The 26,057-nt window shown below is 60.1% G+C and carries 29 protein-coding genes; 11 read left to right on the forward strand and 18 right to left on the reverse strand.

Annotated features, from left to right (window positions below; all coding sequences use genetic code 11):
* Positions 1 to 61 precede the first annotated feature (61 nt).
* The 3 genes from V2I08_RS18670 to V2I08_RS18680 all read right to left on the reverse strand — a co-directional run bounded on the left by V2I08_RS18670 (position 62) and on the right by V2I08_RS18680 (position 1,248).
* Complete coding sequence (locus tag V2I08_RS18670) at positions 62 to 358, reverse strand: DNA methyltransferase (protein WP_349636332.1); 297 nt, start codon at positions 356 to 358, stop codon at positions 62 to 64.
* Positions 355 to 570: a hypothetical protein gene (locus V2I08_RS18675; RefSeq protein ID WP_349636333.1), complete on the reverse strand. Its 216-nt coding sequence runs from the start codon at positions 568 to 570 to the stop codon at positions 355 to 357. The genes V2I08_RS18670 and V2I08_RS18675 overlap by 4 nt, the downstream gene beginning before the upstream one ends.
* Positions 571 to 810: 240 nt before the next feature.
* Positions 811 to 1,248 carry a tyrosine-type recombinase/integrase gene (locus tag V2I08_RS18680; RefSeq protein ID WP_349636334.1) on the reverse strand — a complete coding sequence of 146 codons (438 nt, stop codon included), beginning with the start codon at positions 1,246 to 1,248 and terminating at the stop codon, positions 811 to 813.
* On the opposite strand from V2I08_RS18680, the gene V2I08_RS18685 reads away from it, so the two are divergent.
* The 5 genes from V2I08_RS18685 (at position 1,242) to V2I08_RS18705 (ending at position 4,131) form a co-directional block, all read left to right on the forward strand.
* Positions 1,242 to 1,634, forward strand: a complete 393-nt coding sequence (locus tag V2I08_RS18685; RefSeq protein ID WP_349636335.1) for a hypothetical protein — start codon at positions 1,242 to 1,244, stop codon at positions 1,632 to 1,634. The genes V2I08_RS18680 and V2I08_RS18685 overlap by 7 nt on opposite strands.
* Positions 1,562 to 2,410 carry a hypothetical protein gene (locus V2I08_RS18690; protein ID WP_349636360.1) on the forward strand — a complete coding sequence of 283 codons (849 nt, stop codon included), beginning with the start codon at positions 1,562 to 1,564 and terminating at the stop codon, positions 2,408 to 2,410. The genes V2I08_RS18685 and V2I08_RS18690 overlap by 73 nt, the downstream gene beginning before the upstream one ends.
* Positions 2,411 to 2,419: 9 nt before the next feature.
* On the forward strand, positions 2,420 to 3,106 hold the full coding sequence (locus tag V2I08_RS18695; protein ID WP_349636336.1) for a hypothetical protein: 687 nt from the start codon (positions 2,420 to 2,422) through the stop codon (positions 3,104 to 3,106).
* Positions 3,107 to 3,384: 278 nt separating this feature from the next.
* Positions 3,385 to 3,831 carry a hypothetical protein gene (locus V2I08_RS18700; protein WP_349636337.1) on the forward strand — a complete coding sequence of 149 codons (447 nt, stop codon included), beginning with the start codon at positions 3,385 to 3,387 and terminating at the stop codon, positions 3,829 to 3,831.
* A gap of 57 nt (positions 3,832 to 3,888) precedes the next feature.
* Positions 3,889 to 4,131: a hypothetical protein gene (locus V2I08_RS18705; protein WP_349636338.1), complete on the forward strand. Its 243-nt coding sequence runs from the start codon at positions 3,889 to 3,891 to the stop codon at positions 4,129 to 4,131.
* Between the two features lie 12 nt (positions 4,132 to 4,143).
* Here V2I08_RS18705 and V2I08_RS18710 read toward each other — a convergent pair whose 3' ends face one another.
* On the reverse strand, positions 4,144 to 5,118 hold the full coding sequence (locus V2I08_RS18710; protein ID WP_349636339.1) for a hypothetical protein: 975 nt from the start codon (positions 5,116 to 5,118) through the stop codon (positions 4,144 to 4,146).
* Between the two features lie 236 nt (positions 5,119 to 5,354).
* Between V2I08_RS18710 and V2I08_RS18715 the strand changes: the two genes are divergently transcribed.
* Positions 5,355 to 5,642 carry a hypothetical protein gene (locus V2I08_RS18715; protein WP_349636340.1) on the forward strand — a complete coding sequence of 96 codons (288 nt, stop codon included), beginning with the start codon at positions 5,355 to 5,357 and terminating at the stop codon, positions 5,640 to 5,642.
* A gap of 92 nt (positions 5,643 to 5,734) precedes the next feature.
* Here the strand turns inward: V2I08_RS18715 and V2I08_RS18720 are convergent, their stop codons facing one another.
* From V2I08_RS18720 to V2I08_RS18735, 4 genes are all read right to left on the reverse strand, one after another.
* Positions 5,735 to 7,240, reverse strand: coding sequence for a relaxase/mobilization nuclease domain-containing protein (locus tag V2I08_RS18720; protein ID WP_349636341.1), 1,506 nt, complete (start codon positions 7,238 to 7,240; stop codon positions 5,735 to 5,737).
* A complete protein-coding gene (locus V2I08_RS18725; RefSeq protein ID WP_349636342.1) occupies positions 7,237 to 7,617 on the reverse strand; it encodes a hypothetical protein in 381 nt (126 codons plus the stop codon). The genes V2I08_RS18720 and V2I08_RS18725 overlap by 4 nt, the downstream gene beginning before the upstream one ends.
* A 264-nt stretch (positions 7,618 to 7,881) precedes the next feature.
* Positions 7,882 to 8,355 (reverse strand): group 1 truncated hemoglobin, encoded by a 474-nt coding sequence (locus tag V2I08_RS18730; RefSeq protein ID WP_349636343.1) that lies wholly within the window; start codon positions 8,353 to 8,355, stop codon positions 7,882 to 7,884.
* 10 nt (positions 8,356 to 8,365) lie between these two features.
* A complete protein-coding gene (locus V2I08_RS18735; RefSeq protein WP_349636344.1) occupies positions 8,366 to 9,238 on the reverse strand; it encodes a DUF3034 family protein in 873 nt (290 codons plus the stop codon).
* A gap of 117 nt (positions 9,239 to 9,355) precedes the next feature.
* Here V2I08_RS18735 and V2I08_RS18740 point away from each other — a divergent pair, with 117 nt between their 5' ends.
* The 3 genes from V2I08_RS18740 to V2I08_RS18750 are packed head-to-tail and all read left to right on the forward strand — an operon-like array spanning position 9,356 to position 12,712.
* Positions 9,356 to 9,970: a methylamine utilization protein gene (locus V2I08_RS18740; RefSeq protein ID WP_349636345.1), complete on the forward strand. Its 615-nt coding sequence runs from the start codon at positions 9,356 to 9,358 to the stop codon at positions 9,968 to 9,970.
* Entirely contained in the window at positions 9,967 to 12,270 is a 2,304-nt protein-coding gene (locus tag V2I08_RS18745) for an EAL domain-containing protein (protein WP_349636346.1), read from the forward strand. The genes V2I08_RS18740 and V2I08_RS18745 overlap by 4 nt, the downstream gene beginning before the upstream one ends.
* Positions 12,271 to 12,322: 52 nt before the next feature.
* The gene (locus V2I08_RS18750; RefSeq protein ID WP_349636347.1) at positions 12,323 to 12,712 is read left to right on the forward strand and encodes a nuclear transport factor 2 family protein; all 390 of its coding nucleotides are present in this window, start codon (positions 12,323 to 12,325) and stop codon (positions 12,710 to 12,712) included.
* 9 nt (positions 12,713 to 12,721) lie between these two features.
* Here V2I08_RS18750 and proS read toward each other — a convergent pair whose 3' ends face one another.
* The 3 genes from proS to phaR all read right to left on the reverse strand — a co-directional run bounded on the left by proS (position 12,722) and on the right by phaR (position 15,283).
* Entirely contained in the window at positions 12,722 to 14,248 is a 1,527-nt protein-coding gene (gene proS, locus V2I08_RS18755; protein WP_349636348.1) for a proline--tRNA ligase, read from the reverse strand.
* 90 nt (positions 14,249 to 14,338) lie between these two features.
* Positions 14,339 to 14,680, reverse strand: coding sequence for a hypothetical protein (locus V2I08_RS18760; protein WP_349636349.1), 342 nt, complete (start codon positions 14,678 to 14,680; stop codon positions 14,339 to 14,341).
* A gap of 21 nt (positions 14,681 to 14,701) precedes the next feature.
* Positions 14,702 to 15,283 (reverse strand): polyhydroxyalkanoate synthesis repressor PhaR, encoded by a 582-nt coding sequence (phaR, locus tag V2I08_RS18765; protein WP_349636350.1) that lies wholly within the window; start codon positions 15,281 to 15,283, stop codon positions 14,702 to 14,704.
* A 124-nt stretch (positions 15,284 to 15,407) separates the two neighbouring features.
* Between phaR and V2I08_RS18770 the strand changes: the two genes are divergently transcribed.
* The gene (locus V2I08_RS18770) at positions 15,408 to 16,370 is read left to right on the forward strand and encodes an alpha/beta hydrolase (protein ID WP_349636357.1); all 963 of its coding nucleotides are present in this window, start codon (positions 15,408 to 15,410) and stop codon (positions 16,368 to 16,370) included.
* A 48-nt stretch (positions 16,371 to 16,418) separates the two neighbouring features.
* On the forward strand, positions 16,419 to 17,591 hold the full coding sequence (locus V2I08_RS18775) for an acetyl-CoA C-acetyltransferase (RefSeq protein WP_349636351.1): 1,173 nt from the start codon (positions 16,419 to 16,421) through the stop codon (positions 17,589 to 17,591).
* 102 nt (positions 17,592 to 17,693) lie between these two features.
* On the opposite strand, the gene V2I08_RS18780 is transcribed toward V2I08_RS18775, so the two are convergent.
* The 7 genes from V2I08_RS18780 to V2I08_RS18810 all read right to left on the reverse strand — a co-directional run bounded on the left by V2I08_RS18780 (position 17,694) and on the right by V2I08_RS18810 (position 25,897).
* Positions 17,694 to 19,694 (reverse strand): acetyl/propionyl/methylcrotonyl-CoA carboxylase subunit alpha, encoded by a 2,001-nt coding sequence (locus tag V2I08_RS18780; protein WP_349636352.1) that lies wholly within the window; start codon positions 19,692 to 19,694, stop codon positions 17,694 to 17,696.
* A 212-nt stretch (positions 19,695 to 19,906) separates the two neighbouring features.
* Positions 19,907 to 20,041 carry a hypothetical protein gene (locus V2I08_RS18785; protein ID WP_349636353.1) on the reverse strand — a complete coding sequence of 45 codons (135 nt, stop codon included), beginning with the start codon at positions 20,039 to 20,041 and terminating at the stop codon, positions 19,907 to 19,909.
* Positions 20,038 to 21,135, reverse strand: coding sequence for a biotin synthase BioB (gene bioB / locus V2I08_RS18790; protein ID WP_349636354.1), 1,098 nt, complete (start codon positions 21,133 to 21,135; stop codon positions 20,038 to 20,040). Before bioB ends, V2I08_RS18785 begins: the two co-directional genes overlap by 4 nt.
* Positions 21,135 to 23,282 carry a methylmalonyl-CoA mutase gene (gene scpA, locus V2I08_RS18795; protein ID WP_349636355.1) on the reverse strand — a complete coding sequence of 716 codons (2,148 nt, stop codon included), beginning with the start codon at positions 23,280 to 23,282 and terminating at the stop codon, positions 21,135 to 21,137. Before scpA ends, bioB begins: the two co-directional genes overlap by 1 nt.
* 182 nt (positions 23,283 to 23,464) lie before the next feature.
* Positions 23,465 to 23,902, reverse strand: a complete 438-nt coding sequence (gene mce, locus V2I08_RS18800) for a methylmalonyl-CoA epimerase (RefSeq protein ID WP_349636356.1) — start codon at positions 23,900 to 23,902, stop codon at positions 23,465 to 23,467.
* Between the two features lie 45 nt (positions 23,903 to 23,947).
* The gene (locus V2I08_RS18805; RefSeq protein WP_349636358.1) at positions 23,948 to 24,238 is read right to left on the reverse strand and encodes a GIY-YIG nuclease family protein; all 291 of its coding nucleotides are present in this window, start codon (positions 24,236 to 24,238) and stop codon (positions 23,948 to 23,950) included.
* A gap of 126 nt (positions 24,239 to 24,364) precedes the next feature.
* Complete coding sequence (locus tag V2I08_RS18810; RefSeq protein WP_349636359.1) at positions 24,365 to 25,897, reverse strand: acyl-CoA carboxylase subunit beta; 1,533 nt, start codon at positions 25,895 to 25,897, stop codon at positions 24,365 to 24,367.
* Between the last annotated feature and the right edge of the window lie 160 nt (positions 25,898 to 26,057).

The following is a 26,057-nucleotide window of genomic DNA, read 5'->3' on the forward strand; positions in this document are numbered from 1 at the left end:
AATGGCTGGTTTTTAAACCGCCACGCTCAGCAAATCGCTGGCGTTCCATTGGCCTGGTTTGTCACCGCCCTCTACACGCCTTGGCCCACGCCGCCGAGAAGCGATCGATAGCGAACCAGCCATAGAAGCTGATAGCGAAGCTGTTGGGTTTGAGCAGCCGGTACATTTCCGCGAAAGTCGGTTCGATCCAGTCGGCATTGTCGTCATTGAGAACCTGTCTGCCGCTGCGGTCGCGATAGCGCGTCACATAGGGCGGGTCGGTCAGGATGAAATCGACGCTGCGGCTGGGCAAGGTTGGCATCACTTTCAGGCAATCACCGTGGATGATGCTGTTGCGGGGCAAGGTTGAGGGGATCATTGCTGACCCCCGTTGCCTTCGCTGGTTTCGCTGGCAGCGCGCATGACGACGCGGCCTGTCACCGGGATCGCATCAAGGTTGATTGAAAAGCCTTTGCCATCCTGATGGGACCATGCGGCCCCGACCGAAATCCAGATGGCTTTTTCGCCCTCGCCGTTAACGATGTAGAGGCGGAATGCCGGTTTGCGGTTGTTGGTGGTTTCTGTGGTCATGGTCTTCTCCTTCTGGTTCGATGCCGCGCCATCGCGGCTTCATGGGGAGAGGATCAGGCGTGGTATTGAGGCGGACGGTCACACGCCGCGCCAGCGCCCGGCAGGGGCAAGCTGCACAAGTCATGCAATGACGCGGAAGCCCAGCGCGTTGACAGAGCGCCGGACTACGCCACGCTCCCCGAATGATTGCTGCTGATGGTGTTTGTCGGGATCGACCGGAGAAACTGACCTACAGAAGCGTCACCACATCCGTTCGGCAAATTCCCGTTCCTCCACGCCTACCGCGTCGAGGTAGATGGCCGTTGTCACTCCGCTGGCGTGGCCCAACCATTTCTGGATGAGATTGGGCGGCACTGATTTCCCTGCGGCGCAGATTCCGTAGCCGTGCCGAAGTCCTTTCGCCGTTGCCATCGGGCCGGAGATGTCGGCGGCAAGCATGACCTGTTTGACCTGTCGCCATGCCGTCGAGCGGTGCATGGAGAAAATGCGGCCATTGTCGTGTTGCGGCATTGCCGCCAGCATGACGATCAGCCTTCTTGGAATCGGCACCATGCGGAAGCGCAGCCTGCGGCGCTTGAGCGTCCGAATGACCAATGCCCCGCGCTCTTGGTCGATATGATCGCGCGTAAGGTTCAGCGCCTCGGAAATCCGGCACCGGAATAGGCCAGCACATGACACAGCGCCCGCACCTCATTTCCCATCTGGTCGGCGGCGTGAAGGAAGCGTTTTCGCTCGGCTCCGTTGACATATTTTCGGCGACCAGCCTCGTCATAGGGTTGCCAATCGCCGACCTGCATATGCGACATGAACCATCATCCCCGACTCGCAACAAAATCGGCAATAGGGTTGCAAAGATTTTTTCGCTGACTCTCGCCGTTGGCAACTTCAGCCAGCGACTTCAGCAGTCGAAAGGCAATTTCATGGCTAGCGGCTGGTGCGGTCCGTCGCTACGAAGTGGATACGAGCGAACAAGTACGGAATGGGGGCATTCGTGGTTCACAAGCTTTCCGGCATTATTTGCGCTGTATCACTCATTTATACGAGTTGCGCAAATGCCCAAGTAGCAACCGATTCCCCCGTGACGGCCAACGATGAAAAAGTAGGGCAGACTTTTCAGGATTGTTCTTCGGGAACACCGCCTTCGATCATCGAAGTTGGCCCACAAGCATCCATCTCTGAGTTTGGACGTGTCAATCAGACAATTGTTGGTGGATTTGGTGCGGTAGGTTTTTGTGGTGCGCCGAAAGGAATTCGCTGGCGGTTTGAGGCAAGCTACTCACATGTCGATGACGATTTTTCGTCTGCCGACGCTGTAGTGACCGGAGCGGGTTTCACGTTTCGTCCCATCAGTAAAGAGCCGGGATTCACGATCACACCCATTGCTCGCATCGGCTACGAAAATTTTTCAAACAGTTCGAACCTTCTGTATGGTGGGTCGGTAACGCTCGAATACATCACTCCCTTTGGGACAAGAGAATACGGAAAATCTGGTCCAAGCCTTCAAGTTATACTGGTCGAACGTCCAGAATACATTTCAAGGCAGGTCGTCCGGAATAATTTGCCAGTCGGACCAGTATCGCAGGATGTTTTTAGCAATTTCGCGTCGATTGGTTTCGATGGAGCATTCTCAAGGCGGTCACGATGGAGATGGAAGGCAACACTGGCAAGCCTTTCCATCGACAGCGACGCTCCAACCAATCAAATTTTTAGTCTAGTCCTTTCTACCAGACCAACTACAAATAATGGCGCTTCATATCCGTGGAGCGCTGAAATTTGGTTGAGTGCGGGCAACGGTAATTATCGAGGTGCACTTTTTTCGATGGTGTTCCGTTTTGATTGAGGCGCTCTGATGGATCAAATCATCTCCTTCTTCTCGTCCTTTCTCTCGATCTACGATTTGAGGGGCTTTAATGGCCTACTTAGGCAAGCACTTTCGATCCTATGGATCATAGGGGTTATGGTAGTTCTTGGTACTCCGGTGGCCCTTCAGTTGTACGAGCGTGACAAGAAAGTTTTCATTAGACGCGTTATGTATGTCGCGTTGGCAATTTTAGCGATTTCGACCCTCGGCCTAATCTATTTCCAAAGCGCGCCCACGGGTCGGTGGGGTTCGGATTGGCTGGCGGAGCAAGACACCGCCGTCTTGGACGTTTGCAAGCTCGATTCTCCGAGCGGCGACCCGACACAGAACGTGACGTTTCGTGCTCGTATTCATTGGCGCAATCCACCGATGGCCAAAATCGAAACGTATCATGTAGCAGCGATAAACCCCAATGATGAGCTTTGGCCCCAAGTAGTCTCTTCGAGGTTGATTGCAGGAGAGGATACGATTGCTGATTTCGTGGTATCGCGTCGATCAATGTTCCCAACAAAATTTTCTGTTATTGGATTAGATGAACCAAGAGAAATAATGCGTCAGAATGCTTGCCAAAATGCCAGCACTTGCTTCTTACAGATGCCTCAGAACGGAATCTACAGGATAAGCAATCAATTCCAATTCGACAAATTTGATCAGTTTGTACCAAAATGTCCGTAATACAGTAGAACTATGTTCAGGGAGTTTTGCATGATCTTCTGGTCAGAAATCACACTATTTTGTCAATGATGCCTTTTGATTATATAGTTCGCCTTTCCATCGACCATTTCGGAACGTGTGCTTTTGGCATGATATAACGTTGAACCCACAAGCTGAAGTGTGGGTTCAAATCGCATCAAACGCTCACTTCATTAGAGCACTGATTTTAAACAGTTTCGACTGCAACAGTTTTGCCGATAGTGTTGCACTGGATCATATTCTCCCCTCGGAGGGAGAGCATGGTCATGCGTTCCATGGGTATTCGCCGCACGTTTGCGGCCATCGGAATTCTGGCATTGACGGCCATGCCGTCGAAATTGTTGGTCGCACAGCAGGCGCGGCCTGCGGCAGCGACCATCGGCGATTTCGCTGTCAGCGACGCTCAAAAGATTGGCGCAAACTCGGTGCGCTTCTCAGCCGCGCAGATGAGCCGGACGGCTCCGGTGGTCGTCCTGTTCGGAGCCTCGACGCCAAGCTGGCACAAGGCCCGTGCCGGGCTACGGCAAGCCGTATCCCAAGGATATAAAATATCCGGCGTCATCATGGGTCCGGTCGATCAGCCCGCGTCCATGGAAATCTACGCCAAGGGCCATCATGTCACCAATCCCATCAATCTGAATGAAATCAGTCAAGCAGAAATCACACGCCTCGTTCGCGACGTATGCCGTGAATATTACGCGAGATAGCTGCCAGCTTCCCGGCTGCTAACCGCCCAACCGTTCTTTGCAACAAGGATCACCCCTATGGCCGAAGACCCGCGTGTGAGGGCAGAGAATGAAAGGATACGTCTGGCGAAAGAACAGGCGCAAAGGGATGCCATCGAAAGGGCTGGCAGCAAATCACGCGATGCGATGCAACGCCAAATTGAGGCTGATGGCAGGAAGCTGCAAGGCGATGAGGGGACGAAGGGCGGCTGCCTCTCCGTGTTTTTGGTGATGCTGGGCGCACCTGCCGCGCTGGTGACGGCATTCAAATTACTGGCGTGACCCGAAAGGCGATCAACTCGGCTTTGGCAATGAAGATATAATTTTACTTCCTTCACCGCCCAATTCGAAATCCGACCTCTGATCCATTGCTTCGCCGCTATCCATCGTAGCTCGGCGGTTATATGCCTGACTGTCCTCCCGGACGGTTTCCGTCTCGTTCCCGGCCACGGCCTCAGCCGCAATCTGTTTCGCTTGGGTGCTGTGTGTCTGATAAGCAGCTTCGCCAAGCTGCTGCGCGCCAAGCACAGTGGCAGCGCGGCGTTCGGCCAGAATGCGGGCCTCGGCAGTGTCGGCATGTTCGATTTCGGCGCGCGCTTCGACCACGGCCTCACGTTCCTTCACGATTTCGCCACGGCGCTTCATGCGCTCGTTCCATTCCTCTTCGAGGTTGCCATTCTCGCGGTCCAGCGCCTGACGGCGCAATGTGAGGTCGGCAGCATCCATGCGGGCAATCTCGTCCGGCGACAGTCCAGCATTGCGGGCAAGGCGAAGGTGCGCGGGATTGTTCGGATCGAACTTCCCGCTGCGCTTGAGGCGGGTCAATTCGTCCAGCGCTTCCATCTGTTCGCCGATGGCTTCCTGACGTTGACGGATTTCCTCCAGTCGCTTGTCGATGGCGGCAAGCTCTGCATCTAGAGCTGCCAGTTTGCGATCAAGGTCCGCCCGATATTGGTCGAGCGCAAATTCCCAAGCATCCTGCTCCTCGCGCTGGCGCTTTTCCACGTCGATGGCGCGGACGGCAGCAAGACCGCCAGCCAGCCGAAAATTGGGATTGGCGGTATCGGGATTGGTGGCAACATCGGCAAGGAAAGCCATGCCGAGATTGTGTCGCTCAAGTTCGCTGTCCCGCGCAGCACCTGTCTCGTGTACGGGATCGACGTGCGCCTCGAAGCGATGGGACAATAGGCCGCCCGCATTACGCGGCGGCCTGTGTAAGTCTGGAACGGCGGCCCTGAGCCGCTCTATTTCGCTGGCATCGAATGCCATGTGCACCCTCATTATGGCCCGGTTCTCGTTCTGCTTGTGCGGGCACAACCATGATATGCGGGAAAATCTAAAAAATGGTTAACAAAACCCTAATCGGCGTTGGTGTCCGACATACCTATCCCCCCGTATAGGGTCGCCGCACGTCCTAAACTCCCGGCCATGGCGGACCATCCGGCTCCGCCCGGCTCATCGGGAGAAAGGCAATGCTCGGACAGCATGGGGGTGGCGGCGGTAGCATGGGCGGCGGCAATCCCACGAACTGGATCATCAAATGGTTTTCGATCACGATGGCGGTCGGCTTCACCTTCGTGTTCACGCCGCAAATTCACGGCGCGACGGTGGATTGGGCCATCGGTTACATGGAGATCAATTACGGCGCATGGATGGTGGCGATTGGCTGGTTCTTCTGGTGGATCATCGTCGCCATGCTGACATTTCTATTCAGCGCACTGGTCGTCATGCTCACCCTGATGGCAGGCGAGTTCCTGATGCTGACATTTGGGAGCGGCGGCGGGCGGCGATAGTCTCTGCCGCAATCATCGCAGTTTTGAAGGGCCGTGCACGATGTGCATGGCCCATTTCTTTGGCGCAACGCCGTGATCAGCACCTTGGAGGGCTAACGCTCGATATCCAGGCCATGGTCCTGATGCCGGTTGAAATCCGGCTCGCTGCCGCGCTGTGCATCTTTGGTATCCCGGTCGGCTGGACGCTGTTGCTGCTCGAACAGCCATGACAGACGACCCTCGCGGTCGGGCGCGGCCTGCCTTGTGTTGGATTGCTGGCTGGCCAGCCATTGTTCGCGCTCCTGATCCCTGATGCGCTGCTGCTGGTCCAGCCATTCGCGCCGGTCGTCCGCTTCGCGCCGCTGTTGCGCCTCCAGCCATGCGCGCCGGGCATCGCGTACACCGCTGCGGTCGGAGGAAAGCTGTGCGGCAAGGTCGCGGTGCAGTTCGACGACGCGGTTGCCGTGATCCTTGCGAACATTGACTATGCGTTGCTGTAACTCGCGGCGCTCGGCAAGCTGGGCATCGACAAGTCGCTGGCGCTGTTCGCGGTCGCGCTGGAGCGCGGCCCACGCCTCGCGCTCATTCTCTGTGCGGAGTTTAGCATAGCGCCCCGTGATGCGGTCAAGCACACCAGCCAGACCGTGACGCATACGTTCGCCGCGCTGGCGCTGCTCATCTTCAAGGCGTTGCCTGAGCGCAGCATCGTGCCGTTGGCGCTCCTCCGCATGGTCGATCTTCATCGCCATGCGCTGCGCGTCGAGAGGGGCAAGCCGCTCGGCCTTCTGTCTGTCGGCTTCCCCGATCAGCTTTTGCAATGTCGGCGCGATATGCTCGGCGACGTGAGCGCGCGTATCGTCGAGGCTGCGAAGGTCCTCGGCGCTGCCGAGTCGTTCGCGCACCTCCTTGCTTTTCCTGTCGAGCAAGCGGGACAGAGCGATGACCTCGCCGCGCCAGGTCATCGCCACATGGCTGCGACGGTCGCCCTTGGCGAGATACAAGCCGCGCGCCTCCAATGCCTGCTCGAAGGACGCGCGATTGTCGGAGAGCGCCCATGCTTCCTTGGCCATCAGCTTCAACTGCTTGGGATCGATGCCTTCGCGCTTGGCTTGCTGGTAAAGCGTCAGGTCGAAATTGCGCGGGTCGCGCTCGGTCCTGTCGATATAACCCTGCGGCAGCTTCCATCCCTGTTCAAGATAGATGTCCTTGGAAATCGCCATCAGCCGCTGCTTGTAGAAGGGCAACGGAATGACGGTCATGCGCTCAGCGTCGATGCGCGACCACACGGCATGGGCATGTCGCCGCCCTTCTTTCTCATGGAAGATGACGACGCGCGGCTGGTCCTTCAGACCGACAGAAAGCTCGATGCCGGCGATGGCCTTTTCGAACACGGCAACGTCAACGCTCTGGTCCTGCGGCGGAGAAAGGGAGACGGAAAATAAGGTCTGGCGGGATTTGACGCCCTGATCCATGGCCTGCTGCTCACGCATGGCGGCCATGACATCCTCGGCCATGAAGCCGCGAACATCATGCTGTTCGATCTGGTCATTGTCGCGGTCGTTGAGCAAATGGCGCGCCAGCGCCGTTGGATTGCCGCGTGTCGATGCTTTGATGATCATGGGGCATCTCGCGCATCGAGGCCGAGCGCCTGCACCAGCATCCGGCGTATCTCGGCGAGGTCGCGGCAAGCGTGATGCAACTCGGATTCGGTTTCGGGGGTGACGGGAAGGGAGCCGCTGTTGGCCGCTTTGGCGAGTTGGTTGACGTTGGAGGACAGGCGCGATTGGCCCAGAAGAGCCATAAGCTGCGAGAGAAGAATATGGTCACGCACCGGAGCCTTGCCGCGCGTGCGCGGCGGTGGCCGTTCAGGGTCGAACAAACGCCACTTTATATATGCGCTCAGACTGATGCCCGCCGCGTCGCGCTCAAGGCGCGCGCGTTCATCACGCGACAGCCGCAGCGAGAGCGGCGCATCGCGTTTTTTCTGATCAGGCATGGGTCACGACAAACAAAGACGCACCATTCCCGCGCGAGTGAACACGCGGGTATGATGCGCCGGGTTGAAACGAAGTTTGGGGGTTTACGGAATCAAGGTAGAGCCATCACGGGGCGGGCGGTTCCGGGTCATCAGCCGCCGGGGAATCTTCCAAGGCATCCAGCGGTATAGCCGCCAAAAGCTGGTTCCAGTCCGCTAAGGTCGAGAAAAGCTGGTTCAAACTTTCCCCTTCAAGGCGCACCATTACCGTCGGCAACGATGGGCTTATTGCTTCACGACATCATGGTGCATTGGCGCAAGTTTCGACAGGAACCGATTTTGCGCCTGGAAATCGACCTTTTCCGCGCGCATGGCTTCCTGGAGCAACTCGACCAGTCGGTTCATGTCCTTGCGCTGCACCCCTAGATCCTTGTGCGCGCTCGCCATGTCGCGACCGCTGTAGGAACAGCCCGCGTTCAGCAAGTAGCAGAATTGCTCGAACAGCGTCCGGCTCAGGCGCACCTTGTCATGTCCCACGAAAATCTCGCCAATGACGGGATCGGCATAGGCGCGGACAACCATGCCATCAACGACGCGCCTGATGCCGTCCTGGCCGTGAAATGCCCGTGCCATGGTGTCGCCGGTAAAGGGCGCGCCGCCGGCATGGGCCGCATTGGGCACATAGGGATCGACGGCATCTTCGCCGGGCATGGCATGGGGTGCGGCTTGCAGCAGGAGCAGCGAGAGGAACAGAGACATGATGACGTCCTTAGAAAGCGGCCTGGAGTGACAGGAGCAGGCCGCGCTGGCCCTTGACGGTGGCGATGGAGCCAAGGTCGGCATAGGCGACAGTGGCGGTCAGGTTGCGACGCACCGCGACAGCCGCGAACAGGTCGAACCAGTCATCCTCCCGTGCGATCCCCAGATTGTCGGGCTTGCTGCGAAATTCGCCGCCGATCGCGACGCGCCGCGACAATTGCCAGGCGGCCGATCCTTCGAACTGCAGACCATAGCTATCTTGCTTATCGCCACCGAAACCGAGCAGACCCATCTGATTCGCCTTGGTCAGCCGGGCGGTTCCGGACAGCAGGATCGAGCGCGACAGGAATAATTTGCTGACCGAAGCGTAATAGTCGACGCCTTCATCATCCTGCGCGCCGATCGCGCGGACGACGGCACCCTGCCCGTTCTTCTTATATTGCGCGCCGATCGCAATGGCGGGCAACCGATCATAGACCAGATCGCCCGCGACCCGAAGCTTCGCGCCTATGATGTCCTGCGAAAATACATAGTCCTTGCCCAGGCCAAGCACGGTGCCGATGTCGTTGGTGTTGAAATTCTGGTGCGCGTAGCTGATCTCAAGCCGGTCACGAAAACCGACGGCTACGCCTGCGCTCCAATAGTCATAATCCTTGACCTCGACCATCGTGCCATGGGCTGACAGGCCGATACCCTCGTCGGTTTCATTGCCCGCGATTACGGCCCAAGGCGTAAGGCCACCGCCACTTGCCCCCTCAAGCGATGTGATCCCATTGGTGAGCAGAAGCTTGCCGCCATGGCGAAGCGGTCTGGCGCTTGCGGTTGAGGCTAAAAACAAGCTGACGAGAAGCGCGACGGACGCGGCGAGAAGATGTCGTGTCATGACCGGTGCCTTACGCCGGTTTGGTTAAAATTATATTTGCCTTGGAGGATGCTATCCAAATCGGTCGGGCATTCGGCCATAAGCAATTGTTCAATATTTGGCTGTAGAGAAACAGCTATGCCCATCTTGCGCTTATTACTCATCTTGTTGGTCAGTATCGCCAGTCCGGCCATCGCCGGTGACCTCAATCTTAAACTGGTCGATACCGATGGTCGGCCCGTCAGCGACGCGGTCATATCGGTCCGGCCCGCAGGCGGCATTCCCGCAGGACCGATCCGCTTCCCCTGGCCCACCGCCATGGTGCAGCAAAATGTCGCCTTTGTTCCGCATGTATTGATTGTGCCGGTTGGCGCGACGGTCAGTTTTCCGAACAAGGATAAGGTGCGCCATCACGTCTATTCCTTTTCCCGCCCAGCCAAGTTCGAGATCAAATTGTTCGGGCAGGATGAGACGCGCAGCTATACGTTCAAGACGGCCGGCGCGGTCGCGCTTGGATGCAACATACACGACCAGATGACGGGCTTCATCAAAGTGGTGGACACGCCCTTTGCGACCAAAAGCGACAGTGCAGGCGCCGCCCGGATTGCAGGCATGGCGACGGGTACGGCACAGGTCACGATCTGGCACCCTTTGCTGCGGTCCAAGGATAACGAGCTGGTGCTGAATATTCCCATTCCCGGTAGCGGCGCGGCCAGCAAGACGGTGCCGCTGGCACTGCGCAGCGCGCGGTGAAGCGCTATCTTGCCATCACGCGGCTGTGGCGGCGATGGGTTGGGCGGCTGCAATCGACGCTGACCCTGCGGATGACATTATTCTACGGCATGCTCTTCCTGGGTGTGTCCATGCTATCGCTCTACGGCACGCGCAAGGCGATAGAGGCCTATGCCGAACAGTCCATCCGGCGCGAAATGGCCGTGGGAAGCGCCCTGTTCGATCGCATTGCCGCCATGCAGGTCAGTCAGATGGCCCAGGCTGGCAATGTCCTGGCCAGCGACTTCGGATTTCGCGAAGCAGTCGGCACGAGCGATGCCCCCACGATCATATCGGCGCTCAAAAGCCTCCAAGGTCGCTTCGACCTGCAACATGCCCTGTTCGTCGGTGTCGATGGCACCGTGGTTGGCCATGTGCCGGGCATGTCGGCCGATGAGAAGAATCAACTGTTCGACGCGCTGGATAGGGGGCGGGAGCGCGGTGTCGCACGCTGGGGTGGGCAAAATTACATGGCTGCGGCCTCCCCGGTTCGCGCGCCCGTTCTAACCGGATGGGTTATTTTTGCACGAACGATGGGCCCGGCTGACCTGAGACAGATCGCCCGACTTTCTTCCATCGACCTGCACCCCCGCATCCTGCCGCAGGCCGAATCCGGCATATGGGCTAGCAGCGTCAGCGAAGTAAGGCGCAATGGCGAGCGCATCCTGATGCAAGCCCGCGCAGTACCGACTTTGGTAGAATCTGCGCCGCAGCTACTGGTTCTCGAATATAGCCTCACACATGCTTTGCGAGACTATGCGCCCATTCTTTGGGCCTTGTTCGGTTTTGGCGGGCTGGGCGCGATGCTGGCAATCGCCGGCACTTTTGTCGCCTCGCGTCGGCTGGCCCGCCCGATCGTCGCGCTGGAGGCGGCCGCGCGCAAGGTCAGCGCAGGCCAACATGCCGAAGTGGCCGTGGAAACCCGCGACGAAATCGGGCAATTGGCCCGCAGCTTCAATCGCATGGTGAGTGCGGTCGAGGATCGCGAGCGACAGATCGCCCATATGGCCTTCCACGATTCGCTGACGGGCTTGCCCAACCGCACCTTGCTGCGCGAACAGATTGCGTTAGCGCTCAACCGCCACGGCAGCGCGAACTTCGCGCTTTTCTGCCTTGACCTTGATAATTTCAAGTCGGTGAATGACACGCTCGGCCATCCGACCGGGGACGCGCTGCTGTGTGAGGTGGCGACGCGGCTGGGTGCCATCTGCCCGCAGGCTTTTGTCGCCCGTCTTGGCGGCGACGAATTTGCAGTGATCCTGCCCAATGGCAATGGCAGCGCCGATCAGATTGGTCGAGCGCTGGTCAAGGCGCTGGCGCAGCCGTTCGATGTGCATGGTCATCGGATCGTTACCGGCACCAGCATCGGCATCGTACTGGCCCCTCAGGATGGACAGGATGCGACCGAACTGCTGAAAAATGCCGATCTTGCGCTTCACCGGGCCAAGGATGAAGGCAAGGGCAGCCATCGATTCTTCGAAAGTGCCATGGATGCCGAAGCCCAGGCGCGGCGTGCGATGGAAATCGACCTGCATGATGCGCTGCGCAAGGGTGAATTGGAACTCTATTTCCAACCGCTGTTCGGTTTGTCACAAAATCGCGTGACAGCTTTCGAAGCCTTGCTCCGCTGGAACCATCCCGAACGGGGGATGGTGTCGCCCGTACAGTTCATTCCACTGGCCGAGGAAACCGGCCTTATCATCCCTATTGGCGAATGGGCGCTGCATGAAGCCTGCCGCATAGCCGCGACATGGGCCGACGATATTCGCATCGCCGTCAATATCTCGCCGGTGCAATTCCGCAGTGCCACGCTCAACAGCATCGTCTTGCAGGCGCTGGCGCGCTCAGGTCTTGCGCCGCATCGGCTGGAACTGGAAATCACAGAGAGCCTGTTCATCGATAATGTCGAAGCAACGCTCGGCTCGCTTCATTCGCTCCGCGCCCTGGGTGTGCGAATCGCTCTTGATGATTTCGGCACGGGCTATTCCTCGCTCAGCTACCTGCGCAGCTTCCCCTTCGATAAATTGAAGATTGATCGCAGCTTCATCGTCGATCTGCTCGCCCATGACGGCGCGACCGCCATCATTCGCGCGATTACTACGCTGGCCGACGCGCTTGGCATCGAAACGACGGCTGAAGGGGTCGAAAGCAGCGAGCAACTGGAGATATTGCGCACCGAGGGCTGTAACCAGATTCAGGGCTATTTCTTCAGTCGGCCGATACCGGCAGGCCAAGTGGCTGCGTTGCTGGATAAATTGTCGAGTGACCGCTTGGCCGCCTGACGCGCCGTCTGCCAATTGCGTCGGCTGATGCCACGCCCTACGACCATTTCCTATGACTACTGCAACCGACCTTGCCATCCGCCTGCGCCGCGCCAGCTTCAACCGCGCGCTGGCGCAAGCCGACCTGCGCACGATCGAAACACTGCTGGCGCGGGACGCGATCCTCGTCGCAGGGACGGACAGTGCGGTTCTCGCTGGGCGCAAGGCGCAAATGCTGGCGTGGCGGCGCGAATTTGCAGCGGCGGAACGCCTGATCTACACTCGAACGCCGGATAAGATCATCACATCGGCCGTCGAACCAATCGCGATGGAGCATGGCCAATGGCAGGGCGTCCTCGCCTCCACAGGCGAATTACAGGCATCGGGCATCTATACCGCCAAATGGCGGCAGCGTGGCGAAGACTGGCTGATCGAGGCGGAGATCTACCTCACCCTCGCCTGAACGGGCCGCTCAGTAAGAGCGACCGACCAGAACCCGTTCCACCGCGGCATCGCCTGTGAAGATGCAGGCACCATCGGCCGCCGGTGCATCGCTCGGTATGTTGCGCAGCGTCAGCTTTTCGCCCTTGAGCCACTGCACCACCTTGTCGAGCGCGTCGCCGGTTGGCTTGCTCCACTGCACCAGCGCCCAGCCCGGCTTGGCGCTGGCATCAAAATAGGCCTTGAGCGCATCCAGCGAACTGATCGAGCTATCAATATTGCTGTCGAGCCGTCCCTTCGCATCGGCGAACAGCGCCTGCTGGATATCGGCCAGCATGGCCGTGGCCCCCGCGACGAAGTCCCCCTTCGCCACAATCTGGCTGTCGAGCTTGCCATCCTCGCGATAGAGCCGGTCGCGGCGGATGACCGAGACATTGCCGCCCGCGACATCGCGGCCGCCAACCTCGATCACGATCGGCGCGCCCTTCTTGACCCAGCCCCAGCGCTTGGTCGCGGCCTTGGCCGGGCGCTTGTCGAGCAGCGCGCGAACCGGCTCTCGGAACAGGTCGAGCGCGTTCAACTGGCTGACCAGATCAGTGCAATAGTCAACGATCGCTGCATCTTCGTCATTGTCGCGCAACATGGGCACGACGACGATCTGATAGGGCGCAACACGCGGCGGCACGCGCAGACCGTCATCGTCGCCATGGACCATGATGAGGCCGCCGATCATCCGCGTCGACATGCCCCAACTGGTCGTCTGGGCCAGCTCCTGCTGCCCTTCGGCATTTTGAAACTTGATATTCTGCGCCGCCGAAAACGTCGTGCCCAGGAAATGCGAGGTACCCGCCTGTAGCGCCTTGCCATCCTGCATCATCGCTTCGATGGAATAAGTGGCGACGGCACCGGGGAAACGCTCATTCTCCGGCTTTTCGCCCGCGATCACCGGCATGGCGACGCAATCCTCCGCAAAGCTGCGATAGACTTCGAGCATCTTCATCGTTTCTTCCAGCGCCTCGTCCACGCTGGCATGGGCGGTGTGCCCTTCCTGCCAAAGAAATTCGGTGGTGCGCAGGAACATGCGGGTACGCATTTCCCAGCGCACGACATTGGCCCACTGGTTGATGAGGACAGGCAGGTCGCGCCACGACTGGACCCAACGGCTGAACGCCGCGCCGATCACCGTTTCCGATGTCGGGCGCACGACCAAAGGCTCTTCCAACTTCGCATCGGGATCGGGCACCAGCTTGCCATCCTTCTGGATCAGCCGGTGATGCGTGACGACCGCCATTTCCTTGGCGAAGCCGTCGACATGCTCGGCCTCCTTTTCGAAATAGGAAAGCGGGATGAACAGCGGGAAATAGCAATTTTCGTGGCCAGTCGCCTTGATCCGTTCGTCCAGCAATTTCTGGATGCGTTCCCAGATGCCATAGCCCCATGGCCGGATGACCATGCACCCGCGCACGCCGCTTTCCTCGGCCAGGTCGGCCTCGGTAATGACGGCCTGATACCAAGCGGAAAAATCCTGCTCGCGGGTGACGGAAAGGGCGTGCTTCACGGGGTCGGGCCTTGGGCTAGAAACGGAAAGGAATGGCGCGCCATAGGACAAGCGCGCTACGCCTGTCGACCCCTGACCATGGCGATAGAGTCAGGCGGTCACACCCAGCCGTTCAAGCCAGGCCCGCGCCTGTTTGGGTTCGCCGACCGCATCGGACGATACCGGCCCACGCGCGGCCACGAAATCCTGATGCAGGGCGAATGGCTCCAGGCCCAAAGTTGCGCGCAACTCGTTAATCTCTTCGGCGGTCTCGCAAAGGTCAGCAACGATCGGGGCCGCCTTGGCCCGTGCCGCCTTGTCCTTCTGATGATCGAACAGGCCCCATTTGCCACTGGCGGTCGTCTGGAGCGCCGCGATCAGCGCCTCGCGATAGGCCTGTTCCAGTTCCTCGCGGCGAACGTCCAGCCGCTCTAACCGATCCGCCTTCGCCATGGTCCCGTCCGATCCTGTTATTCAGCTCAGCTTGTCGATCTTCGCGTTCAAGGCCGCCAATTGCGCCTTGAGCGCGGCGATCTCGTCATCCTTGCTACCGTCTGTCGCCGCTGGCGCAGACGTCGCACCCGGAACGCCCGGCATCCCCGGCACGCCATTGCCAAAGGCGCTGGCCGCGGCTTCGAACATTTGCAGGTTGCGCTTGGCAATCTCGGCCAATGGTCCCCCGCCAAAGGCACCCTTCATGGCTTCCTGAAACTGCTGCTGATTCTTGCGGAAGGCATCCATCGACGATTCCAGATATTGCGGCACCATCGACTGCATCGAGTCGCCATACATAGAGATCAGTTGGCGCAGGAAGTTGACGGGCAGCATGTTCGTGCCGCGCTGTTCCTCTTCCATGATAATCTGGGTCAGGACATTATGGGTGATGTCCTCACCGGACTTGGCATCGACCACGGTGAACTCGCGCCCTTCACGAGTCATCTGCGACAGCAGGTCGAGTGTAATATAACTGGAAGTTTCGGTATTATAGAGCCGCCGGTTGGCGTACTTCTTGATAACGACCGGATCGGATTCGTTGACCACCTTAGATTTGGACATGAAAGCCTCTCCCTCAGAACCTCATTCTGCAGTAGCACAGGGCCATGTCGCACCGCAACATGGACCGCGCCCATTACCCCTTTTTCTCAATATTTTATGGCGCGAGACGGAGGGTGATCCTGAACTGCGTCGCCGCGCGTTTATGGGTTTGCGCCGCTATCAGGATGCGCAGCGTCCTCCGCCACCGCCAGCGCCGCATTGCGCAGCCTCGGTCGGAAGCGCCCGACTATGTCGCTATGGTGCTGAAAACGGGCGCGCACCCATTGTGTTCATTCCATCACTGATCAATCCCCCGCAGGTGCTGGATCTGTCGGAAAGCCGGTCGATGCTGCGCCATATGGGTGCAGCAGGGCATGATGCCTATCTGGTCGATTGGGGGGCGCCAACGCACCGCGATGCAGCGATGGGCCTGGATTTACATATAACGGAGCGATTGCTGCCGTTGCTTGTCGATTTGGCGCGCCCGCCCATCCTGGTTGGCTATTGCCTGGGCGGCACATTGGCTATTGCTGCGGCAATGCTGCGCGAGGTAACGGCCGTCGTCACGATCGCGTCGCCATGGGCGTTTGACGGTTTCGCCCATGCCGACCGGCAGGAAATCAGCCTGCTGTGGCGCGACGCCAAAGCGATCTGCGAACGACTGGGCTATGTGCCGATGGAAGTGCTGCAATCGGGCTTCTGGGCGATGGACCCAAAGCGCACGATTCAGAAATATGCGGCCTTCGCCGATATGGAGGAAGGATCGGACGCGGCCCGCGCCTTCCTCGCGGTCGAGGATTGGGCCAATGAAGGGGCACCGCTTACCTACGCTGCGGCAAGCGACTTGTTCGACGCCCTCTATGCGGGCAATGCGACCGGCGAAGGGCGGTGGTCAGTTGGCGGCAAAGTAATCGATCCCAAAGCCCTACCCTGCCCCAGCCTTTCGATCCGCTCGACGACCGACCGTATCGTACCGGCCGCCGCGGCTCCCGATCTGGCGGAACAGCGCAGCCTTGCGCTCGGTCATGTCGGCATGGTGGTGGGTAGCAGGGCTCCCCAATTGCTATGGCATCCACTGTCCGACTGGCTTTCCAGCCATGGCGGATGATGCTATGGGCGCGGGCGAAAACAACCCCCGTCATTGAGGATCAGGCCTTTGTCAGACATCGTGATTACCGCCGCCAAGCGCACCGCCGTCGGCAGCTTCATGGGCGCTTTCGGATCGACCCCCGCGCATGAACTGGGTCGTCAAGCGATCCTCGCAGCCCTGGCGCAGGCCGGTGTCGCGCCCGACGAGGTGGACGAAGTGATCCTGGGCCAGGTGCTGAGCGCAGGCCAGGGCCAGAACCCAGCGCGTCAGGCCGCCGTCAACGCCGGTATCCCGGTGGAGCGCACCGCCATCGGCATCAACCAGCTATGTGGTTCCGGGCTGCGCGCAGTGGCGCTGGCGGCACAGGCCATCCGTGCGGGCGACGCGAACATCATGGTGGCTGGCGGGCAGGAAAACATGTCGCTTGCCCCCCATGCGCAATATCTGCGTGCAGGCAGCAAGATGGGCAATGTCAGCCTGATCGACACGATGATCCATGACGGCCTGACCGACGCTTTCAACAATTATCATATGGGTATCACCGCCGAAAATCTGGCGGAGAAATATCAGATCAGCCGCGAGGCGCAGGACGCTTTCGCCGTCGCCAGCCAGAACAAGGCGGAAGCGGCGCGCGCGTCAGGTCGCTTTGTCGACGAAATCGTGCCGATCACGATCAAGGGCCGCAAGGGCGACACCATCGTCGATGCTGACGAATATATCCGCGCGGGGGCCACGATCGAGGGCATGCAGGCGCTGCGCCCGGCCTTCAAGAAGGATGGCAGCGTGACCGCCGGCAATGCGAGCGGCCTGAATGATGGTGCCGCCGCGCTCGTCCTGATGACCGCCGACGCCGCTGCCAAGCGCGGCGCGACGATCCTCGGCCGGATCGCGGGTTTCGCGACCTGCGGCGTCGATCCCTCGATCATGGGCATCGGCCCGGCCCCGGCCAGCCGCAAGGCGCTGGAAAAGGCAGGCTGGTCCGTCGCCGACCTTGACCTGATCGAAGCCAATGAGGCCTTCGCGGCGCAGGCGCTGTCGGTCGGCCAGGAACTGGGCTGGGATGCGGAGAAGGTCAACGTCAATGGCGGCGCGATCGCCATCGGCCATCCGATCGGCGCTTCGGGCGCGCGCGTGCTGACGACGTTGCTCTACGAAATGGCCAAGCGTGATGCGAAAAAGGGTCTAGCGACCCTGTGCATCGGCGGCGGCATGGGCGTGGCGATGTGCATCGAGCGCTGATGTCTGCGATAGATTGAAAATGGGCCGCCGCTCCTCATGGAGCGGCGGCCCATTTTGTTATGGCTCAGGACTGTCGGATCAGCGACAGCGCTATCAGGCGCGTCACTCCATCTCCAATATGACCGCGTCGACGGCCAGGCTGTCGCCCTGGGCGGCCGACACGCTCTTCACCACACCAGCCTTTTGCGCGCGCAGGATATTTTCCATCTTCATCGCCTCGATCACGGCGAGCGGCTGTCCGGCCTCGACCTTGTCGCCCGCCCTCACATGCAGCGCGACCAACAGCCCCGGCATCGGGCAAATCAGGTAGCGCGACAGGTCTGGCGGGATCTTCTCGATCATGTGCGCGGCATAGGGCGCGGCGTGGGCGGGCAGGATACGCAGCTTGTGGCTTGCGCCATGGGCGGTCAGGACGAATCCAGCGCGGGTCGGGGCGATCTTCACCGCCAATTCCTCGTCGCCGAACTCCGCTTCGATCAAGCGATCACCCGGCGTATATTCCAGCGCCATGTCTACGCTCACGCCATCGACGGTCACATCATCGCCGTCGATTTCCACATCATGGACGCTGTCGCCAATCTTGACCTGCCAGCCAGTGGGGGGTGGCAAGCGCTTGCCGAGTTGTCCGTCGATGCGGCGGGCGCGGTCGGCCTGGGCCATGGCGGCGAAGGCACCGATCGCGGCGAGCCGCTGGAGCAATTCGGGTGACGCGGGTGCGCCCTGAAAGCCGTCAGGATATTCCTCCGCGATAAAGCCGGTGGTGATATTGCCGGATCGGAACCGCTCATGCTGCATCAAGGCAGACACGAAATCGATATTATGGCCCGGTCCCTCGATCTCGAACTTGTCGAGCGCCTCAATCTGCTTGTCGATCGCTTCCAGCCGCGTGGGCGCCCAGGTGATCAGCTTGGCGATCATCGGGTCGTAGAACATGGAGACTTCGCCGCCTTCGACCACGCCGTCATCCACGCGGATCAGCGCGCCGCTTTCGTCGGTGCCGGTTTCGGGCGGATTGTAGCGGACGAGGCGACCAGTGGAGGGCAGGAAGCCGCGATAAGGGTCTTCGGCATAGACGCGGTTCTCGATCGCCCAGCCATTGATCTTGACGTCATCCTGGGTGAAGGCCAGCGCCTCGCCATTAGCGACGCGGATCATCTGTTCGACGAGATCTACGCCGGTGATTTCTTCGGTGACGGGATGTTCGACCTGCAAACGGGTGTTCATTTCGAGGAAGTAGAAGCCCTCCCCCGTCGTGTCCGCGCCGCTGACGATCAGTTCGACCGTCCCAGCGCTAAAATAGCCGACCGCGCGGGCGAGCGCGACGCACTGCTCGCCCATCGCCTTGCGCATCTTGGGCGTGACGAAGGGGGACGGTGCTTCTTCCACGACCTTCTGGTGGCGGCGCTGGATCGAACATTCGCGTTCGTTGAGGTAGACGATATTGCCGTGCTGATCGCCGATGATCTGGATTTCGATATGGCGCGGGCTTTCGATGAACTTCTCGATGAACACGCGGTCGTCGCCGAAACTGGCCAGGCCTTCGCGCTTGGTCGCTTCAAAGCCTTCGCGGACGTCCTGTTCATTATAGGCGAGCCGCATTCCCTTGCCGCCGCCGCCGGCCGACGCCTTCATCATCACCGGATAGCCGATCTCGTTGGAGATTTTTACGGCATGTTCGGTGTCATCAATCACACCGACGAAACCGGGGACGACATTGACACCCGCTTCAAGCGCGAGCTTCTTGGACTCGATCTTGTCACCCATCGCTGCGATCGCATTGGCGGGCGGCCCGACAAAGATGATGCCCTCAGCGTCGAGCGCGTTGCGGAAGCTTTCGCGCTCCGAGAGGAAGCCATAGCCGGGGTGGACCGCATCCGCACCAGTCGCCTTGCACGCCGCGATGATCTTGTCGGCAATCAGATAGGATTGGGCGGCAGGCGACGGGCCGATATGGACGGCTTCGTCGGCCATCAGGACGTGGGGCGCGCGGGCGTCTGCGTCGGAATAGACCGCGACGGTCTTGATACCCATCTTCTTGGCCGTGCGCATGACCCGGCAGGCGATTTCGCCACGGTTCGCGATCAGGATCTTGGTGATTGCCATTTTATTCCCTGTCCCAGTCCTATCCTATCAGCCGTTCGGGCTGAGCCTGTCGAAGCCCCGTTCTTCCTCTCGAAGAGAAGAGCAGCCCTTCGACAAGCTCAGGGCGAACGGGTGTATTTCTTAATCGCCGTGCATGAACATGCCCGACTGCAACATTATCCAACCAAGGCCGAGAAGCACGATCATCAACAGAACGATCATTGGCCACGCCTTCAATTGACCGCCCCCTTACAGTCAACCGTCATGCCGGACTTGATCCGGCATCCCGCTTTCTTCCAACGCAGCGCCAGAAGAACAGCGGGACCCCGGATCAAGTCCGGGGTGACGAAGGTGGGCGTGTGGGTCATTCCGCCGCCACAGCCTCCATCGCAACCTTCACCTCTGCCTGCATCGGCACTACGCCCAGCTTGGCGAACAGCGCCGCATCGGCATTGTCGCCCGCATTCGCCGTGGTCAGCAACTTGTCGCCGGTGAAGATGCTGTTCGCGCCCGCCATGAAGCAGAGCGCCTGGCACGCATCCGACATACTTTCCCGCCCAGCGCTCAGCCGTACCATGCTCTCCGGCATTACGATCCGCGCGACCGCTACCGTGCGCACAAACTCGATCTCGTCGATCTTTGCCAGCGGCGTGTCGGCCAGCATATTGCCCAGCACCGTACCCTTGACCGGCACCAGCGCGTTGATCGGCACACTTTGCGGATGGGTCGGCAACACGGCCAGCGCGTGCAGGAAGCCGACGCGATCTTCGCGCGTCTCGCCCATGCCCACGATGCCGCCGGAACAGACATTGATCCCCGAATTGCGGACATTCTCCAGCGTTTCCAGCCGGTCATCGAACGTCCGGCTGGTGATCACCTTCTCATAATGTTCGGGCGACGTGTCGATATTATGGTTGTAATAGTCGAGGCCAGCGTCAGCCAACACCTTGGCCTGGCTTTCGCTGAGCATCCCCAGCGTCATGCAGGTTTCCATGCCCATCTGGCGCACGCCCTGCACCATCTGGATGATGGCGGGCATGTCCCGCTCCTTGGGATTGCGCCACGCCGCGCCCATGCAAAAACGCGAGCTGCCCGCGTCCTTCGCCTGCGCCGCCGCCTGCATCACGGCCTGTACGCTCATCAGCTTTTCGGCCTTGAGACCGCTTTCCGCCGAGGCCGACTGGTTGCAATAGCCGCAATCCTCCGGGCAGCCGCCGGTCTTGATCGATAGCAGAGTGGAAAGCTGCACCTCATTGCGCGGGAAATTGGCACGATGGATCGACTGCGCTTCGAACATCAGGTCGTTGAACGGCAGGTCGAACAGCGCGGCGATTTCTGGGCGGGTCCAGTCATTACGGGCAGTCCCCCCAACCCGTTCAGTTCGAGCTTGTCGAGAACCCTGCGCGACCTCTGTTCTCGACAGGCTCGAACCGAACGGAGATTGGGAATTCGTGGCGTTCATTAGGCAGCATCCTCCACCGGGGGCATGTTGTGGCCGAGGAGGCGCAGCACGTCGGCGGCGCATTCCACGACATTGGAGCCGGGTCCATAAATGCCCTGGACGCCCGCGTCACGGAGGAAGTCGTAATCCTGCGGCGGGATGACGCCGCCTGCGATCACCTTGATGTCGTTGCGACCTGCTTCACGCAGCTTGGCGATCAGGTCGGGGATCAGCGTCTTGTGGCCCGCCGCCAGCGACGACGCGCCCACAACATCGACGTCGCTTTCCAGCGCCAGCACCACAGTTTCTTCGGGCGTCTGGAACAGCGGCCCCGACACCACGTCGAAGCCCATGTCGCCGAATGCCGACGCGATCACGTTGGCGCCCCGGTCATGCCCATCCTGCCCCATCTTGGCGACGAGGAGTTTGGGCCTGCGACCGAGGCGCCGCTCGACGGCCTGCACGCCGTCAAGAACCTGTTGCCAGCGGCTGTCGCCTGCATAAGGTGCACTGTAGACGCCCTTTACCGGCGTCGGCTGCGTGCCGTAGCGATTAAAGCTTTCTTCCATCGCGGAGGAGATTTCGCCCAGCGTCGCGCGGGCGCGGGCGGCTTCGACAGCCAGGGCGAGGAGGTTGTTGTCGAGACTGGAGGGCTTGGCTGCACCGTCGCGCAGCGCCTGCAAAGCGGCTTCGCATTTCGCGCTATCCCGCTCCGCCTTCACCCGATTGATGCGCGCAATCTGGCCTTCGCGCACCTTGGCATTGTCGATGTCGAGCGTTTCGAGGAAGTCCTCGGTCGCCAAGCGATACTTGTTGACGCCGACAATGACGTCATCACCCCGATCGACCCGCGCCTGCCGTGCGGCGGCGGCGGTTTCGATCATCGCCTTGGGCCATCCGGCCGCAACGGCCTTCGCCATGCCGCCATCGGCCTGCACCTTCTCGATGATCGCCCAGGCTTCATCGACCAGTTGCTGGGTCAATGCCTCGACATAATAGGAGCCGCCCAGTGGATCGACCACCTTGGTCATCCCCGTCTCTTCCTGGATCACGATCTGCGTGTTGCGCGCGATCCGGGCGGAAAAGTCGGTGGGGAGCGCGATCGCCTCATCGAGCGCATTGGTATGCAACGATTGCGTGCCGCCCAGCATCGCGGCCATTGCCTCGATGGTGGTGCGCATGACGTTGTTATAGGGGTCTTGCTCGGTCAGCGACACGCCGCTGGTCTGGCAATGGGTGCGCAGCATTTTGGACCGCTCGTCCTTCGCCCCCAGTTGCGTCATCGCCCGGTGCCATAGCACCCGCGCCGCACGCAGCTTCGCGATCTCCATAAAGAAGTTCATGCCGATGGCGAAGAAGAAGCTCAGCCGTCCGGCGAACTTGTCGATGTCCAGCCCGCTGGCCACACCATATTTCACATATTCCATGCCGTCGGCGATGGTGAAGGCCAGTTCCTGCACCTGCGTCGCGCCCGCTTCCTGCATATGATAGCCGGAAATGGAGATGCTGTTGAACTTGGGCATTTCGCGCGAAGTATAGCCGAAAATGTCGCTGATGATCCGCATCGACGGTTCGGGCGGGTAGATATAGGTGTTGCGGACCATGAACTCCTTGAGGATGTCGTTCTGGATGGTCCCATCGAGCAATTTGCGGTCGACGCCCTGTTCCTCGCCCGCGACGATGAAGAAGGCCAGGATCGGGATGACCGCGCCGTTCATCGTCATGGAAACCGACATCTGGTCGAGCGGAATCCCGTCGAACAGGATTTTCATATCCTCGATGGTGTCGATGGCCACGCCCGCCTTGCCGACATCGCCGGTGACGCGCGGGTGGTCGCTATCATAACCGCGATGGGTGGCCAGATCGAAGGCGACGCTTAGCCCCTTCTGCCCGGCGGCGAGGTTGCGGCGATAGAAAGCGTTGGATTCCTCGGCGGTCGAAAAGCCCGCATATTGCCGAATGGTCCAGGGCCGCCCAGCATACATGGATGCGCGCACGCCGCGCGTGAACGGCGCAAAGCCCGGCAAGCCCGGATCGACGGTCACGTCCTCAGCCGTGTAGAGCGGCTTGACCGCGATCCCTTCCGGGGTCGCCCAGGTCAAATCCTTGCCCTTCACTTCCTTGGCGGCTGCGGCAGCCCAGTCGTCCAGCGTCGGCTTGTCGGTCATCTTCTACCCTATCTCTTACCCCTCTCCCGCAAGCGGGAGAGGCAACGAGACTTAGGTCCGCGCAGCGGGCCTTAGTCGCAGTGGTGAGGGTCTTGCGCGTCGCTGGCCCTCACCAACTTCGCCTAGGCGGCCAAGCCGCCAAGGCTCCGTATCCTCTCCCGCTTGCGGGAGAGGAGTTTAGTTCAATGCCCGTCCTTGGGCGTCTCCATGATCTCGGTCAGCACCCCGTTCATATCCTTGGGATGCACGAAGAAGATCGGCGTCCCATGGGCTCCAATGCGCGGATCGCCCAGCACCCGCGCGCCCTTCGCCTCGAACCACGCTTTGGCTTCGAGAATGTCCGGCACCTCGTAACACATATGATGCTGCCCCCCGGCCGGGTTCTTGGCGATGAAGGCGGTGATTGGGGAGCTTTCATCGAACGGCTCGATCAACTCGATCTGCGTGCCCGCCGTGCCATTTTCTCCCGGCGTATCGACAAAACACACCTTCACCCCCTGCGCAGGCAGGTCGAACGGTTCGTGAATCTTCGTCGCGCCCATGACATCGCGATAATAAGCGATGCTCTTTTCCAGGCTGGGTGTAGCGACGCCGATATGATTGAGACGGCCTAGTTTCATAATATCCTCGTCATTGCGAGCGCAGCGAAGCAATCCATCGACATTTCAACCTTGAGCGATGCTATCATAAAGATCGTTCCATCCCGGATTGAACCCGACGATAAGCGCAATTTTCTTCGCCCTTGATCCGGCCTTGATCTGTTTTTCGCGCAAGATCGCAGCTTCCATTGTGGGTGCCGTTTCGTACCAGACCAGCATCTTGCAGCCGTAGCGTCGGGTAAACCCGTCCACCGCGCCCTCCCGATGTTGCCAGGCGCGCTGCGGCAGGTTCGACGTAACGCCGGTGTAGAGCGTGCCGTTTCGCTTGTTCGCCATGACATACACGGCTGGCTGCATGACTTTGCTCATCAAAACCATTGGTCATTGCGAGGAGGCGCAGGCGACGGGCCAATCCATAGAGTGTGCCAATGGATTGCTTCGCTTCGCTCGCAATGACGAGGGAGGATAAGTCATATGCATGGCTCACAATGGAATATTGTCATGCTTCTTCCACGGATTCTCCAGCGCCTTGTTGCGCAGTTTCCGCAGGCCCAGCGCAATCCGCCGCCGCGTCGAATGCGGCTGGATCACCTCGTCGATAAAACCCTTTGATGCCGCCACGAACGGGTTGGCAAAGCGCGCCTCATATTCCGCCGTGCGCTCGGCAATCTCGTCCGCCGTCTTGCCCCTAAAGATGATCTCGACCGCGCCCTTGGCCCCCATTACCGCGATTTCCGCCGTCGGCCAGGCATAGTTCAAATCCCCGCGCAGATGCTTGGACGCCATCACGTCATAGGCGCCGCCATAGGCCTTGCGGGTGATGATGGTGATCTTGGGCACGGTCGCTTCGGCATAGGCAAACAGCAGTTTCGCGCCATGTTTGATGATGCCATTATGCTCCTGCGCCGTCCCCGGCAGGAAGCCTGGCACGTCCACCAGCGTTACGATCGGTATCTCGAACGCATCGCAGAAGCGCACGAAACGCCCGGCTTTTTTGGACGAATTGATGTCCAGCACCCCCGCCAGCACGAAAGGCTGGTTGGCGACTATGCCGATCGTCCGCCCCTCGACCCGGCCAAAGCCGCAGATGATATTGCCAGCGTGCGCGGGCTGCACCTCGAAGAAATCGCCCTCATCCACGATCTTCTTGATCAGTTCGTGCATGTCATAGGGCTGGTTCGCATTGGCCGGAATTAGCGTGTCGAGGCTCGGCTCAATCCGGTCCCACGGGTCCGCGCTCGGCCGTTCCGGCACGGGTTCCCTGTTCGACGCGGGCAGGAAATCCACGAAATCGCGCACCGCCAGCAGCGCCTCGATATCATTCTCGAACGCCACGTCCGCCACGCCCGACTTGGTCGTGTGCGTCACTGCGCCGCCCAACTCTTCCTGGGTCACCACCTCGTTCGTCACCGTCTTGACCACGTCGGGGCCAGTCACGAACATGAAACTGCTATCCTTCACCATGAAGATAAAGTCGGTCATCGCGGGTGAATAGACCGCGCCGCCCGCGCATGGCCCCATGATGACGCTGATCTGCGGCACCACGCCCGACGCCAGCACGTTGCGCTGGAAAATCTCGGCATAGCCCGCAAGCGAGGCCACGCCCTCCTGAATCCGCGCGCCGCCGCTGTCGTTGAGGCCGATCACCGGCGCGCCGACCTTCAGCGCCATGTCCATGATCTTGCAGATTTTCATCGCATGCCGTTCGGACACCGCGCCGCCATAGACGGTGAAGTCCTGACTGAACACGAACACCAACCGCCCGTTGATCGTACCCGATCCAGTGACCACGCCGTCGCCGGGAATATGCGCTTCATCCATGCCGAAATCGACGCAATTATGCTCGACATACATGTCCAGCTCTTCGAAGCTGTCCTCGTCCAGCAACACCTCGATCCGCTCGCGCGCGGTCAGCTTGCCCTTGCCATGCTGGGCGTCGATACGGCGCTGGCCACCGCCCATTCGTGCGCCTTCGCGCTTAGCTTCAAGCTGTTCGATAATGGCGAGCTTCGACATAGGCATATCTCTCCGGTCATTGCGCGGACGTGTTATAGCGGCTCTGTCCCAAGCTTTGCGATTTTTCGCAAATGTAAATTTGCTAATTTGCAAATCACGACTTCGCAAATTAGTGTCGAACACCCCACCATCCGTTCGTTTCGAGCGAAGTCGAGAAACG

Origin of the sequence: Sphingobium sp. MK2 (assembly GCF_040170545.1) — a bacterium.
Taxonomy (GTDB): domain Bacteria; phylum Pseudomonadota; class Alphaproteobacteria; order Sphingomonadales; family Sphingomonadaceae; genus Sphingobium.